This is a genomic window from Roseateles sp. P5_E1 (genome assembly GCF_054049335.1).
Genome location: NZ_JBFUMN010000001.1, coordinates 341,449 through 354,893, shown reverse-complemented (window position 1 = coordinate 354,893; position 13,445 = coordinate 341,449). Strand labels below are relative to the sequence as shown.

The 13,445-nt window shown below is 66.6% G+C and carries 12 protein-coding genes; all 12 read right to left on the bottom strand.

Going from position 1 to position 13,445, the window contains the following annotated elements; genetic code table 11:
• Positions 1 to 53: 53 nt before the first annotated feature.
• Positions 54 to 1,166, bottom strand: a complete 1,113-nt coding sequence (dnaN, locus tag ACXJKJ_RS01740; protein ID WP_056191286.1) for a DNA polymerase III subunit beta — start codon at positions 1,164 to 1,166, stop codon at positions 54 to 56.
• A 371-nt stretch (positions 1,167 to 1,537) separates the two neighbouring features.
• Positions 1,538 to 2,698, bottom strand: a complete 1,161-nt coding sequence (locus ACXJKJ_RS01735; protein WP_457388778.1) for a hypothetical protein — start codon at positions 2,696 to 2,698, stop codon at positions 1,538 to 1,540.
• Positions 2,695 to 3,048 (bottom strand): hypothetical protein, encoded by a 354-nt coding sequence (locus ACXJKJ_RS01730; protein WP_457353508.1) that lies wholly within the window; start codon positions 3,046 to 3,048, stop codon positions 2,695 to 2,697. Before ACXJKJ_RS01730 ends, ACXJKJ_RS01735 begins: the two co-directional genes overlap by 4 nt.
• 118 nt (positions 3,049 to 3,166) lie before the next feature.
• Positions 3,167 to 4,147, bottom strand: a complete 981-nt coding sequence (locus ACXJKJ_RS01725) for a LysR family transcriptional regulator (RefSeq protein WP_056191285.1) — start codon at positions 4,145 to 4,147, stop codon at positions 3,167 to 3,169.
• Between the two features lie 13 nt (positions 4,148 to 4,160).
• A complete protein-coding gene (locus ACXJKJ_RS01720) occupies positions 4,161 to 4,913 on the bottom strand; it encodes a FadR/GntR family transcriptional regulator (protein ID WP_056192518.1) in 753 nt (250 codons plus the stop codon).
• Between the two features lie 29 nt (positions 4,914 to 4,942).
• Entirely contained in the window at positions 4,943 to 6,838 is a 1,896-nt protein-coding gene (locus ACXJKJ_RS01715; protein WP_056191282.1) for a glycoside hydrolase family 97 protein, read from the bottom strand.
• A 7-nt stretch (positions 6,839 to 6,845) separates the two neighbouring features.
• Positions 6,846 to 7,784: a glycoside hydrolase family 43 protein gene (locus ACXJKJ_RS01710; protein WP_056191280.1), complete on the bottom strand. Its 939-nt coding sequence runs from the start codon at positions 7,782 to 7,784 to the stop codon at positions 6,846 to 6,848.
• Positions 7,781 to 9,307 (bottom strand): arabinosylfuranosidase ArfA, encoded by a 1,527-nt coding sequence (gene arfA, locus ACXJKJ_RS01705; RefSeq protein WP_056191278.1) that lies wholly within the window; start codon positions 9,305 to 9,307, stop codon positions 7,781 to 7,783. Before arfA ends, ACXJKJ_RS01710 begins: the two co-directional genes overlap by 4 nt.
• On the bottom strand, positions 9,304 to 10,635 hold the full coding sequence (locus ACXJKJ_RS01700) for an extracellular solute-binding protein (protein ID WP_457388774.1): 1,332 nt from the start codon (positions 10,633 to 10,635) through the stop codon (positions 9,304 to 9,306). The genes arfA and ACXJKJ_RS01700 overlap by 4 nt, the downstream gene beginning before the upstream one ends.
• Positions 10,632 to 11,468, bottom strand: a complete 837-nt coding sequence (locus ACXJKJ_RS01695; protein WP_457388772.1) for a carbohydrate ABC transporter permease — start codon at positions 11,466 to 11,468, stop codon at positions 10,632 to 10,634. Before ACXJKJ_RS01695 ends, ACXJKJ_RS01700 begins: the two co-directional genes overlap by 4 nt.
• Positions 11,465 to 12,355: a carbohydrate ABC transporter permease gene (locus tag ACXJKJ_RS01690; protein ID WP_457388770.1), complete on the bottom strand. Its 891-nt coding sequence runs from the start codon at positions 12,353 to 12,355 to the stop codon at positions 11,465 to 11,467. Before ACXJKJ_RS01690 ends, ACXJKJ_RS01695 begins: the two co-directional genes overlap by 4 nt.
• Positions 12,352 to 13,443 (bottom strand): ABC transporter ATP-binding protein, encoded by a 1,092-nt coding sequence (locus tag ACXJKJ_RS01685; protein WP_457388768.1) that lies wholly within the window; start codon positions 13,441 to 13,443, stop codon positions 12,352 to 12,354. Before ACXJKJ_RS01685 ends, ACXJKJ_RS01690 begins: the two co-directional genes overlap by 4 nt.
• Positions 13,444 to 13,445 lie beyond the last annotated feature (2 nt).

Here is a 13,445-nt window from a genome sequence, read left to right as displayed (position 1 = left end):
TTAAAAGCACTGAAGCGGGCCGAAGCCCGCTGTGTCCAAGCCAGGGTGCTGGCTCAGATTCGCATCGGCATCACGACGTACTTGAAGCCGGTGGTGTCGGGGATGGTCAGCAGCGCGCTGCTGGCGCTGTCGTTCAGGTCGATGCAGACCATGTCCTGGCTCATGTTGGCCAGGGCGTCCATCAGGTAGGTGACGTTGAAGCCGGTTTCGATCTTGTCGCCGGCGTAGTCGATCTCGATCTCTTCCTTGGCTTCTTCCTGCTCGGCGTTGCTGGACGCGATGGACAGCAGGCCCGGCTCGAAGGTCAGGCGCACGGCCTTGAACTTCTCGCTGGTCAGGATGGCGGCGCGCTGCAGGCTGCTCAGCAGCGGCGCGCGGCCCAGCGTCAGGCGGAACTTGTGGCTCTTGGGGATGACGCGGTTGTAGTCGGGGAACTTGCCCTCGACCAGCTTGGTGACGAACTCCATGCCGCTGAAAGAGAACTTGGCCTGGTTGCCGGCGAAGCGCATCTCGATGGCGTCGTCTTCCTTGCCGTCCTTCAAGAGGCGCTGCAGTTCCAGCACGGTCTTGCGCGGCAGGATGACTTCCTGCTTGGGGATGTCGGTGTCCAGCTCGGCCTGGGCCAGCGCCAGGCGGTGGCCGTCGGTGGCCACCAGCGTCAGGTTCTTGCCTTCGGCGACGAACAGGATGCCGTTCAGGTAGTAGCGGATGTCGTGCACCGCCATGGCGAAGTGGACCTGGTTGATCAGGCCCTTGAGCGCCTTTTGCGGCACGCTGAAGGCGGGGCCGAAGTCGGCGGCTTCCTGCACGAGGGGGAAGTCGTCGGCCGGCAGCGTCTGCAGCGTGAAGCGGCTCTTGCCGCCCTGCAGGGTCATCTTGTTGGCGTTGCTGGTCAGGCTGACGACCTGGTCGGCCGGCATGGAGCGCAGGATGTCGATCAGCTTGCGGGCGCCGACGGTGGTTTGCAGGTTGCCGGCGTCGCCGTCGAACTGGACCGTGGTGCGCACCTGGATCTCGAGGTCGCTGGTTGTGAGCTCCACCTGGTTGCCGGTCTTGCGGATCAGCACATTGGCCAGGATGGGCAGCGTGTGGCGCCGCTCGACGATGCCGGACACCGCTTGCAGCGCGCCGAGCACCTGATCCTGGGGAGCTTTCAAAACGATCATGGAGGCCTCTTGGGGGATCTCTGGGGGGCAGTTTCGGCGCGCCCAAGCACAACGCGCGCGCGAAGCTGCGATTGTCGCCCGGAAACGGTGCCCGGCCGGCCGAGAGGGCTGTCTCGGAGGCTACGGGACAACCCGGAGGCGGAGTCGCCCGGCTGAGCAGCGCGGGCTGACTCGGAACTAAATTGCGTGAGTTGGCGGCCGAACCTGCCTTTTCTTGGAGAAATTCCCGTGCAGGCTGGCCGTACGGGCCAAGCGGTAGCGCCGCTGGGTCGCGCGCGACCGCCACGAACGCACTTGCAGGCGCCTTGGTCTTTCAGCAACGACCGTGCAGCGTCTCATGCGCGCAAAGCCCGAAACGGGCTTTGCGCAGGTCAAGGCCCCGTGCCGACGTTCATCAATGCCTTGGGGCTCCAGCTGAGCGAAAGCAGACTGGCGGTCTCCAGCTTCTCTCCGGTGATGGTCCGCTGCTTGCCGAGTCGCAGGTTGAGCCACACATCCGGCATCAATCGGGTATCGATACCCACCGCATATTTGAAGGCCCGCTGGCTCTCGGTCACCCTCTCCCGCCGGGCATTGCTCAACTCGGCGAACAACCTCGACTCGTCGCTGCCTCCTGTCACGCGAACAAGCGCAAGCTGGGTACGGCGCCGTTCCGGAGCGGCATTTGCCAATGTCGCGAGCACAGGTTCATTGCGTGTATGGCGATAGCCCAGAGTCAGCGCGAGGCCTTGGTCAAACCAGCCCACGGCGGGGTTGAAGCCCAGCGTCAAGTTGGCCGTCAGGGCGGTGCCCATAGAGAGTTCAGGGGCGCTGCCGTCGCTGCGACGTATCCAACCTCGTGCAACCGACAAAGAAGCGAGCGAGCGGTTCCATCGCAAGTTAGCTATCGCTTTTTTCGTGCAATCCGCGAACCGGGCCTTCGATTCGGCAGGATCGACCTCAGCCGGTTTGGCGGCGGCACCTGCCGGGCCGGGCGTCACGGCCGTTGGCGCAGCTGGCTTCGGCTTGCTCGAATCGAAGACCTTGCACGATTCCGCCGCTTCAGCCACAGCCAGCACCGGATCGTCACTCGCACGCAGAAACCAAGTGGTCTGCACAGACAGCGCCCGGCGGTCATAGTCCACTGCCGACACTTGGCTCTGCCCCTGGGCATATCCCACCGTGGTTGACCCCAGGATGCGGGCCACGGTCGCGTTAAGGCTGCCGTACCCGGCGTAGGTGCTGAGGTTCATCGGCGCGAACGACGTACGTGCCGGGGTGATGCCAAGGGCCAGCGCGCCTTTGCTACCTCCGACGTTGAGCCCCTTCAGCGATGCCACGAGCCCTTTGACGTTTTCCACAGTAGCAACGGAGTCGCCTGCAATGCCCAGCATGCCCGCTGCGGCCACTGCGCCGGCACCAGTGTCTTCGGTGAGGCTGGCCCATGTCGCACCGCCTTTGCTGAAGATCTCCTGCTGTGCCGTTTCAGCCTGCGCTACAGCGACCGAAAGCAGCAGGCCGGGCAGCACCATGAAGCGCGCGGAGGGGTTCATGCGACCTCCAGGATAAATTGGTCCTTGAACGCCTTGGTGTCGTCCTTTGCCGCTGTGGTGTTCACGTCACCGCCGTCGGCATAGGTGTCTTGGCCCGCCACGGCGAACGTGAAGCCGTACTTACCGTTGAGAGACTCCTGCACGAAGCACTGGAAGACGCACGTGTAGCTGCCTTTGGGCAGTTTCAGAGCGACGCTCTCACTCGGACGCTTGGCCTTGCTGAAAGGCTGGGTCGCGACCAGCGTCCAGTCGTTGGCGCCAGGCTGCCAGATGTCGAGCTGGGCCAGAACGATGGTGCCGCCTGAGCGACTGAATTCGAATTCGACGGGAGATGCGGACTGTCTAAGCATGGGGGCCTCCATCAGTGGGTGGCGGCCATGCTGCGTTCAGCCCCTGAGGACGTCATCCTCAGATCTGTGGTGCGCGCCGGAACTTAGTGGATGCGGGCGCCTGGGCGCGAAGCGCCAATCAGTACAAATCCCGTGCCGCCGACCGGACCTCATGCAGCAGCTGCCGCGCGCCAGGCGACATCAAATGTCCCTCGCGAGTGATGATGCCGAAGGCGTCCATGTGGCAGGGCAGGTCGATGGGCAGGATGGCCAGCACGTTCAGTGACGCGTAGTAGCGCGCCACCTCCACCGGCATCACGTGCAGGGAGTCGGTCTGCTGCAGCAGCGCGGTGATGAGCAACAGGGCCGTGGTGTCGACGTTGTTGGCCGGCGGCTCCAGCTCGGCGCGGCGGAACATCAACTCCCAGCGGTGGCGCAGCACGCTGCCCGTGGGCGGCAGGATCCAGGGCTGGTCGGCCAGGTGGGCGAGCTTGAGGTTGTCTTCCTTCAGCAGCGGGTGGCCCACGCGCGCCACGGCACAGGCGGGCTCGACCGTCAGCTCCTCGTAGTGCAGCCCGGCGGCGTTGTGCTCTTCGACGATGCGGCCGATCATGAAGTCCAGCTTGCCGCGCTGCAGCATGTCCACCAGCTGCTTGCTGCTTTCCATGTGCACGCCGATACGCAGCTTGGGCGCCTGTAGCTTGATGCGCGAGATGGCGCGGGGCAGCAGGCCCATGGCCGGCGTCATGATGACGCCCACCTCGACCTGGCCGGCGAGGCCGTTCTTCAGCGACACGATGTCGTCGTGTGCGGCGGACAGCGACGTCAGCGCCATGCGGGCGTGGCGGATCATGGTCTCGCCATAGAGCGTGGGCTCCATGCCGCGCGGGTGGCGCTCGAAGAGCTTCACGTCCAGCATGTCCTCCAGGTCCTTGAGCTGCTTGGACGCGGCGGGCTGGGTCATGCAGAGGACCTCGGCGGCGCGGTGGATGTTGCGCTCATCGTCGAGCGCAATCAGCAGCAGCAGCTGGCGCGTCTTCAGGCGTGCACGCAGGAACCAGTTGGGGTTGGGGCTGGCGTCGGTCAGGCCGTTGGCGTCATCGTCGTCGTCGCGGGCCATGGAGGTGACTTTCTTAAGCAAGGTTCACGCGACCGTCGTTGGCGAGCACGCTGTTGATGTCGTCGCCCGTCTCGTCCAGCTGCACCAGCGTCGCCTGGCGGGCGCCGAGCGGATCGCGGGCCTGCAACGCGGTCAGGATGGCCTTGTGGCGCGGCAGCGAGAGCTCGTGCGTGTTGGGCAGCTGGCTGGACAACGTGATGGACTCGCGCAGCGCCAGCGACAGCATGTTGCCAATGTAGGCCAGCAGGTCGTTGCCCGTGGCTTCGGCAATGCGGCGGTGAAAGGCCAGGTCGGGCTCCAGGAGCTCCTCGGTCGTCCTGGCAGCGGCCATGCCTTCGTAGGCGGTGGCGATGGATGCGAGCTGCTCGTCCGTCGCGGCGCGGGCGGCCAGCGCGGCGGCGGCGGGTTCGAAGATCTGGCGCACTTCCAGCAACGTCTGCACAAAGTCGCGCTGCGGGCGGGACTGGATCAGCCAGTACAGAACGTCGGGGTCCAGCAGATGCCACTCGTTGCGCGGCCGCACGATGGCGCCGGCACGCTGGCGCGACACCACCAGGCCCTTGGCGACGAGCACGCGCACGGCCTCGCGCAGCACGGGGCGGCTGATCTCGTAGCGCTCCAGCAGCTGGGCCTCGGGCGGCAGCTTGTCGCCGGGCTGCAGTTCGCCGCCGACGATGGACAGCCCCAGCTCGCTGACGATGCGGCCGTGCTGGCTCTTGCCCTCGGTCTGGGCGCTGTAGGTGGAGTGGTCTGCTCGGGTTCGCATGGACGCCAGGCCGATTGCTAAAGCCTTCATTATCGAAAGCGCGCGACAAAGCCGCCCTTGGGTGCCAGCGTCAGCTTGGCCGCCGGTGCGGCGAGCTTGCTTTCAGCAAACTCGCGCTCGCCTGCGCCGTCGGTGATGAGCTGGCCCTCGGCCCGGCCCAGCCAGCCCAGGTCCAGCGAAATCTCGCGCGGCTGCTCGTCGGCGTTCAAGCCGGCGACGAACCACTGCTTGCCGGCGCGGCGGGCGATGACGACGAACTTGCCCGGCTCGCCGTCCAGGAAGCGCACCTCGTCCCAGTGGCGCGGCAGCTCGCGCAGCAGGCCTTTCACATAGGCCGGCACGGTGGCCATGCCCTCGGGCGTCTCGGCGAAATGCTGGATGCCCGACAGGAACAGCACGCTCTCGGCCAGCTCGAAGCCGTTGCGCGTGGCGCGCTTGATGTTGGGGACGTCGCCGAACACCATGGGCGTGAAGTCCATGGGGTCGAAGAGGTTGCGCGTGAACGGCAGCATCGCGGCGTGCGTGGCGACGGCGTCCTGGTCTTCCTGCGTGAAGGTCGTGAACTCCAGGCCGCGCACCGCCTCCACCGTCATCAGGTGGGGATAGGTGCGGCTCCAGCCGCGCGGCAGCGTGGCACCGTGGAAGTTCATCAGCAGGCCGGCCGCCGCGGACTCCTTCAGCAGGTCCACGTAGTAGGCCTGCATGGAGGCACCGTCGCCACCGAAGAAGTCCACCTTCAGGCCCGCCACGCCGATGGCCTTCATGCGCGCGAACTCGCGCTGCCGGTCGGCGCGGGTCAGCAGCATGCTGCGGGGCGTCTGCGGCGTGTCGTTCCAGTCGCCGGCGGAGTTGTACCAAGCCAGCAGGCCGACGCCCTTGGTCTTGCCGTAGTCCGCCAGCGCCTTCATCTTGGCGTCGCCGATCTGGCGGTCCCACTCGGCGTCGACCAGCGTGTAGTTCCAGCCCATGTCGGCGGCGTAGTCGATGAAGCGCTTCTGCACCTCGAAGACGGTGGCCTCGTCCTTCAGCAGCGCCCAGCTCCAGGACGCATGGCCGGGCTTGAGCTTGGCCTTGTCGAAGGGTACGGCGGGGGCGGCGAGATCGGTGCCGAGGGTGGACTCCATGACCGTCTTCAGCGGGCCGATGGCGAGCACGCGCCAGGGCGTGGTCAGCGGCCCATCGACTTGCGCCAGCAGGTGGCCGCCGGTGAAGACCTCGCTCGGGTCGGGCAGGCCGATGCGGTAGGTGCCGCCGGTCGAGTCGGCTTGCAGGCGCGACGCGTGAAAGCGTCCGTCCATGCCGGCTTCGGTCAACGCCACCCAGTTGGCGCCGCTGCGAAACAGCGCCGGAAAAATCCAGCCGGCCGGCATGGGCGACGGCGTACCGACGGCGATGCCCATCTGGTAGTGCTCTTCATAAGACGGGTTCACGCGCTTGTAGCCCGACTTGGCGGTCGCCATGGGCTGCAGCCAGGCGCGCGCATCGGGCGCGAAGGCGAAGCTGGTCAGTTCGTCCTTGAACTGCTTGCGGCCGGGGCCGTCCACCGTGTAGCGCAGCGCCAGGCCGTCGTTGGAGGCGCGCAGGGTCAGGATAAGCCTTTGGCCGGCGGAGTTGGCGACGGTGAAACGCTGTTCATTGGCGCGGTAGTCGATGCTGCTCTTCTTGCCGGCAGCGAGCGTGTACTGCTCGCGGTGGGCCTTCACGGGCGAGGTCGCGACGAGCTTGAGGCCGTTGGCGAAGTCGCCCTGCTCCAGCACCAGGCCCAGGCGCGAGGCCAGCAGCACGGGTTGGCCGGCGCGCTGCACCGTGTAGACGAGCTGCTGCTCGGTGTTGACCGACACGTCGACCTGGAGCTGGCCGTCGGGGCTGTTCAAGGCCTGGGCGAGCGCAGGGATGGCGAGCATGAACGAAGCGATGAGGCGCATATCGATCTCAGATTGAGTAAAGGCCATCGGCGACGGGTGCGCCGAAGTCGGGGAAGCCGTCGTCGCGCCAGCCAAAGGCCTGCGCACGCGTGTGGCGGTTGGGGTCGTTCAGCGGGTCGCCGACGATGTCGCGGTAATTGCGGGCGTGGTAGACCAGCAGGTCGGTCCTGCCGTCGGGTGTCGTCGTGAAGCTGTTGTGGCCAGGGCCGAACTGGCTCACAGATTCGTCGGTCGTGAAGACCGGCGTGGGCGACTTGCTCCAGCTCTTGGCGTCCAGTAGATCGGCGTTCTCGTCGGCCCACAGCAGGCCCATGCAGTAGTTGGCGTCGGTCGCGGCAGCCGAGTAGGCGATGAAGATGCGGCCATTGCGCTTGAGCACAGCCGGGCCCTCATTGACGCAGAAGCCGATGCGCTCCCAGGCCAGGTCGGGCCGCGTGATGACGACGGGTTCGGACTTCAAGGTCCACGGGTTGGCCATCTCGGCGAGGTAGAGATTGCTTTCCGTCGGCGGGCTCTTCTGCGCCCAGCAGAGGTAGCGGCGGCCGTTGTGCTCGAAGGGCGTCGCGTCCAGCGAGAAACCTTCCTCGGGCGTCACGATCTGGCCGCGCTCCACCCAGGCGTCAGCCAGCGGGTCGTCGCCCTGGCACTCCAGCACGTACATGCGCAGCTTCCAGATGTCGTCGCGCTCAGCCGCAGCGAAGTAGACGTACCAGCGGCCGGCGATGCGGTGCAGCTCCGGCGCCCAGACGTGGAAGCTCATCGGGCCGCTGTCGTGCTTGTGCCAGATGGCCTTGGGCGTGGCGGTCGAGAGGTCGGCGATGCTGTCAGCGGCACGGATCTCGATGGCGTCGTAGCTGGGCACCGAGGCGGTGAACCAGTAGCGACCGTCGACCAGGCTGATCTGCGGGTCGGCGCGCTGTTCGACGAGAGGGTTGTTCCAGTTCATGTGCGAACGGCTTGGGTGACGATGACATTCCAGGAGGCGGGCTTGAGCTTGACGCGCAGGTGCTCGCCGTCGATGGCGATGCCATCCAGAGCTTGGGGCGCGACGCGGTCGGGCGCGTCGGCGGTGTTGGTGGCATTCAGGTCAGCCGAATGCAGCTGCTCGGCCTGCACGAGCTGGCGTTCAACGCCCAGGCCGCGCAGCGTGATGGACAGGTCCATCTCTTCGCTCAGGTGGCGGTTTAGCACGAAGACGGCGGTGCGGCCGGTGGCCGGATCGTCGACGACGCTGGCGCACAGATAGGGCAGCTCGCCGTGCCTCGCGTCGGCGAAGCCGGGCGACTTGACGACCGAACGCAGCACATCGCCATGCGCCCAGCGCGCCGCCTGTGCGAACGGATGGAAGATGGTCTGCCGCCACGCCCCGCCGCCGGGCTCGGTCATGATGGGGGCGATGACGTTGCACAGCTGCGCCATGCAGGCGACCTTGAGCCGGTCCGCATGGTTCATGAACATCGTCAACATGCCGCCGATGAGCAGCGCGTCTTCCGCGGTGTAGACCTCTTCCAGCAGGCGCGGCGCCTCGGGCCAGCCGGCCTGCTTGAGGTGCTCGCCGTGGCGGGCGCGGTACCAGACGTTCCATTCGTCGAAGGACAGCTTCAGGCGCTTGCTGGAGCGCTTGCGCGTGGCGACCGAGTCGGCAATGGCGACCGTGTCCTCGATGTAGCGCGCATTCGTCTCGATCTGCGCGAAGAAGCTCTCGGTGCTCGTGTCCGCAGGCGGCTTCACGAAGTAGCTATGCAGCGACAGGTAGTCCACGAACTCGAAGCAGTGCTCCAGCACACGGTCTTCCCACACGCCGTAGGTCGGCATGTCGTAGGCCGACGAGCCGCAGGCGGCCAGCTCGATGGTCGGGTCCACCCAGCGCATCAGCTTGGCGGTCTCCTTGGCGATGCGGCCGTATTCGTCGGGCGTCTTCTGGCAGATCTGCCAGGGGCCATCCATCTCGTTGCCCAGGCACCAGAACTTGATGCCGAGTGGCTCTTCCGCGCCATGCGAGCGGCGCAGGTCCGACAGCGCCGTGCCGCCTGGGTGGTTGCAGTATTCGAGATAGTGGCGCGCCTCGTCCGGCCCGCGCGTGCCGAGGTTGACGCCGAACATCGGCTCGACGCCAACCTTGCGGCACCAGGCCATGAACTCGTGCGTGCCGACCTGGTTGGTCTCGGTGGAGAACCAGGCCAGGTCCAGCCGGCGCGGGCGCTGGTCCTTCGGGCCGACGCCGTCTTCCCAGTTGTAGCCCGACATGAAGTTGCCGCCGGGATAGCGCACGATGGTGGCGCCGAGTTCGCGCGTCAGGTCTGCCACGTCACCGCGAAAGCCGTGCTCGTCGGCGGTCGGGTGCGTCGGTTCATGGATGCCGTTGTAGACACAGCGGCCCAGGTGCTCGACGAACACACCGAACAGGCGGCGGTCCAGTGGCGCGAGGTCGAAGTCGCGGTCGACGGTGAGCTTGGCTTCAAACGTCATCGGCGGGCTTTCTTCAAGGCTTTGTTGACGCGCTTCTCGACGCTGGCCTGCACCTCGTCGACCGGCTTGCCGGAGATCATCACGTTGGCCACGTCCTCGCCGATCAGCAACTCGATGCCGCGCTGCGTCGGCACGTTGCCGGGCATGCCGACGCCGGTCTGCGTGATCTCGGTCAGCGCCGCGCGCAGCGGCAGCGCGCGAAAGGCGTCACTTTGCGCCACGGTCTTGCTGACGGGCAGGTGACCGGTGCGCGACCACTCGGCGCTGTGGTCCCAGACGAACTTCAGGAACTTGGACGCCGCCTCGTGGGCCTTGGCATCCTTGGCACCGCCCTTGAACAGCGCCCAGGAGTGGCCGTCGGCGAACACGGCGGGCTTGTCGTAGAGCTGCGGGAAGGGCTTCACGGTGTAGGCGCCCTGGAGCTTGGACTCCGGCTTTTGCGACTCGCGCAGGAACTGGTCGATGGTCCAGGTGCCGACGACCACGACGCCCGCCTCGCCGTTCAGGAAAGCCTGGTTGGCCGCGGCGTAGTCGAGGTTGGGCCGCACATGGCCTTCGCGGTACAGCGTCTGCATCAGCGTCAGCGCGTTGACGACGGCGGGCTGGTGCATGTTGATGGTCTTGCCGTCGGCGGAGAACAGCTGGGCGTTCTGCTGCGCGACGAGCGTCAGGAAGGTGCGGTCGTTCGCCGCCGTCTCATTGGCCACGGCCCAGGCGAAATATGGCTTGCCGGTCTTCTGCTTGAACTGCCGCGCCTGTGCCAGCAGCTCTTCGGGTGAACGCGGAAGCATGGGCTGGCCGTCTGCGCCGGTGAGCCCGGCTTTCTTCATCAAGCCGGTGTTGATGTGCCAGAGCCAGGCCCAGGTGTCGAAGGGCAGCGCGTAGGTCTGGCCGTTGAACGAGGTGCCGCGGCGGGCATGCTCGGTGAAATCGTCCACCGGCACGCCCACGCGCTTGAAGTCTTCGTCCAGCGGCAGCACCAGCTTGCGGCGCACGTAGTCACCGAGTGCCGACTCGTGCATGACGGCGATGGTCGGGATGTCCTTGGAGACGAGGCGGGCGGTGAGCTGGTCGTAGTAGGGCCCCCACTCGCCGATCTGCGTCTTGACGACGATGCCGTCGGTGTTGGTCGCGTTGAACTCGTTGACCAGCGCCGTGACGATGCCGCATTCGCCGACGCCCTCGGACGTCTTCACGACCTGGCCGTACTGCGCCTCGCAGCTGCCGAAGAAGCGCATCAGCGTGATCTCGGTCTTGCCCGAGTTGTCCTTGCCCGCGCCACAGGCGGCGAGCAGCGCGGTGGAAAGGCAGATGAGCAGACGCTTCATGACTTGCCCGTCCCTGCAACGGCCGTCACCAGATGGCGCTGGAAGAAGAGATACAGCATCAGCGCCGGCATGCCCGCGAACACGGCCTGCGCCATCAGGAAGCCCAGGCCTTCCGACTGCGCGAAGTTGGTCTGCGTGGACGCCAGCCCGCGGGTCAGCGTGTACATATCCGGCTGCGTCGCGATGACCAGCGGCCAGAGGTAGTCGTTCCAGCAACCCAGGAAGGTGAAGATGCCCAGCGTGGCCTGCGCCGGCAACGTCAGCGGCAGGATGATGGTCAGGAAGGTCTTGAAGCGCGACGCGTTGTCCAGCAGCGCGGCCTCTTCCAGCTCGGCCGGGATGGCCTTGAAGTACTGCGTCATCAGGTAGACGCCGAAGGGCGCGGCCAGGCCCGGCAGCGTCAGGCCGGCAATGGTGTTCTGCAGGTTCCAGTCCGAGAACAGCCGGTGCAGCGGGATGAAGACCGACTGCGCCGGCACTGCCAGGCCGAACATGACGAGGGCGAACAGCCACTTGCGGCCCGGGAACTCGCAGCGCGCAAAGCCGTAGCCGGCCAGCGACGACAGCACCAGCACGCCGACAGTCTGCAGCAGCGCGACGAGGGCGCTGTTGCCCAGCCAGCGGAACACCTGCGAGGTCTGCAGGATGTCGAGGTAGTTGGCCAGTGTGTAGGGCGGCGCGAGGAAGACGTCGGTGTGCGTCAGCAGGAACTCGTTGGGCTTGAAGGACAGGGCCAGCACCCACAGCAGCGGCGCCATCCAGACGAGGGCCAGCAGCGTCAGTGCGGCCATGACGGCACGGTCGAACCAGCCGCGGCGAAGCAACGGGTTCATCGCTGGCCTCCGCGGTCACGCTCGAGCCATAGCTGAGTGGAGACGCCGATCAGCATGATGGCCAGCAGCACCTGCGACGCGGCCGTGGCGTAGCCCAGCGAGAGCTGCATGAACGCCTGCTCGTAGATGAACTGCACGACCGAGCGCGTCGTGTTGTTGGGCCCGCCGTTGGTCATCAGCATGATCTGCGGGAAGACCTGGAACTGGCGGATCACCTCGATCAGCGCGACGAGGATGATGGCGCGCTTGAGGCTGGGCAGCGTGATGTGCGTGAACACGCGCCAGCGCGGCGTGTTGTCCAGCGCCGCAGCCTCGTAGATGTCTGACGGGATCTGCTGCAGCGCCGACAGGAACATGATCATCGGCAGGCCGATGATCCACCACACGGTCACCAGCGCCACGGTCAGCAGCGCGAGGTTGTCGCTGGTCAGCAGCGGCAGTTCGGGCAGGCCCATCGCATTGAAGAACTGCGCGATGAGGCCGCGTTCGGGCATCAATGCCAGCTTCCACACCAGCGTGATCAGCGTGACCGAAAACACCGAGGCGCAGAAGAAGGTGGCGCGCAGAAAGGTGGCCAGCTTGCCGGAGCGGTTGAGTGCCAGCGCCAGCATCAGCGACAGCACGACGAAGACGGGCGTGCTGATGAGGACGAAGCGGAGGGTGTTCCAGACGACCTGGTGGAAGACCTCGTCACCCCACAGTTCCTGGTAGTTGGCCAGGCCAACCCAGAAGCTGTCGTTGGATAGCAGGTCGTGGTCGTGGAAGCTGATCCACACGCCCTTGGCCAGTGGCCACAGCAGCAGCAGCGCGTAGAGCGCCACGAAGGGCAATACGAAGAGGGCGTAGGCCGGGCGCGAGGCGCGCAGCCCGACGGCGCTGGCGCTCATGCCAGCACCTCCTGCGCATGGTGGGCGCGGCCGCTCTCGTCGAAGAGATGGGCCTCGGCCACGTCCACGCTGACGGCGACTTGGCCGCCCAGCTTGGGCGACGTGCCGGCGGGCACCGTGACGATCAACGGGCTGCCGCCTTCGAGCTTCAGATGCGCCAGCGTGCGTTCGCCGAGAAACTCCACCAGCTCGACGCGACCCCGCAGCGGGCCTTGCTCGGCGACGCGCAGGTTCTCGGGCCGCACGCCCAGCACCAAGCCCTGTGAAGGCAGGCCGTCGGCCGCAACACGCGTCGTCAACCAATGCCCACCCGGCACCGTGACCACAGCACGCCCACGGTCGTCCGGTGCGCGCTGCACCGGTACAAAGCCCAWGCCCGGCGTGCCGATGAAGCTGGCCACGAAGCGCGTGGCCGGGCGGCGGTACAGCTCCGCCGGCGTTGCCACCTGCTCAATCGCGCCGCCCTTCATGACGACGATGCGCGTCGCCAGCGTCATCGCCTCGATCTGGTCGTGCGTGACGAACACCATCGTCGCGCCCAGACGCTGGTGCAGCTGCGCCAGCTCCAGCCGCGTGCGCCCACGCAGCGCCGCGTCGAGGTTGGACAGCGGCTCGTCGAACAGGAAGATGCCCGGCTCCTTGACGACCGCGCGGCCGATGGCGACACGCTGGCGCTGGCCGCCGGAGAGCTGGCCGGGCTTGCGGTCCAGCAGCGTGTCCAACTCCAGCATGCGGGCCGACTCCTGGATGCGCCTGGTGATCTCGTCGGCCGGGATGCCGATGTTCCTCAGGCCAAACGCCAGGTTCTCGCGCACGCTCATGTGCGGGTACAGCGCGTAGTGCTGGAACACCATGGCCAGGTTGCGCTGCCCCGGCGGGGCGACGGTGACGTCGCGCTCGCCGATCAGGATGCGCCCGCCGCTGACTTCCTCCAGCCCCGCGACCATGCGCAGCAGGCTGGTCTTGCCGCAGCCGGAGGGGCCGAGGAAGACGACGAACTCGCCTTCGGCCACGTCCAACGACAGTTTCTCGATGACCTGCACCGCGCCATAGCGCTTGCAGACGTTCTCCAACTTCAGGCCAGCCACGT

Coding starts and splice junctions, on each gene's coding strand:
- dnaN (WP_056191286.1), bottom strand. CDS start 1,166: ATGATCGTTTTGAAAGCTCCCCAGGATCAGGTGCTCGGCGCGCTGCAA.
- ACXJKJ_RS01735 (WP_457388778.1), bottom strand. CDS start 2,698: ATGAACCCCTCCGCGCGCTTCATGGTGCTGCCCGGCCTGCTGCTTTCG.
- ACXJKJ_RS01730 (WP_457353508.1), bottom strand. CDS start 3,048: ATGCTTAGACAGTCCGCATCTCCCGTCGAATTCGAATTCAGTCGCTCA.
- ACXJKJ_RS01725 (WP_056191285.1), bottom strand. CDS start 4,147: ATGGCCCGCGACGACGACGATGACGCCAACGGCCTGACCGACGCCAGC.
- ACXJKJ_RS01720 (WP_056192518.1), bottom strand. CDS start 4,913: ATGCGAACCCGAGCAGACCACTCCACCTACAGCGCCCAGACCGAGGGC.
- ACXJKJ_RS01715 (WP_056191282.1), bottom strand. CDS start 6,838: ATGCGCCTCATCGCTTCGTTCATGCTCGCCATCCCTGCGCTCGCCCAG.
- ACXJKJ_RS01710 (WP_056191280.1), bottom strand. CDS start 7,784: ATGAACTGGAACAACCCTCTCGTCGAACAGCGCGCCGACCCGCAGATC.
- arfA (WP_056191278.1), bottom strand. CDS start 9,307: ATGACGTTTGAAGCCAAGCTCACCGTCGACCGCGACTTCGACCTCGCG.
- ACXJKJ_RS01700 (WP_457388774.1), bottom strand. CDS start 10,635: ATGAAGCGTCTGCTCATCTGCCTTTCCACCGCGCTGCTCGCCGCCTGT.
- ACXJKJ_RS01695 (WP_457388772.1), bottom strand. CDS start 11,468: ATGAACCCGTTGCTTCGCCGCGGCTGGTTCGACCGTGCCGTCATGGCC.
- ACXJKJ_RS01690 (WP_457388770.1), bottom strand. CDS start 12,355: ATGAGCGCCAGCGCCGTCGGGCTGCGCGCCTCGCGCCCGGCCTACGCC.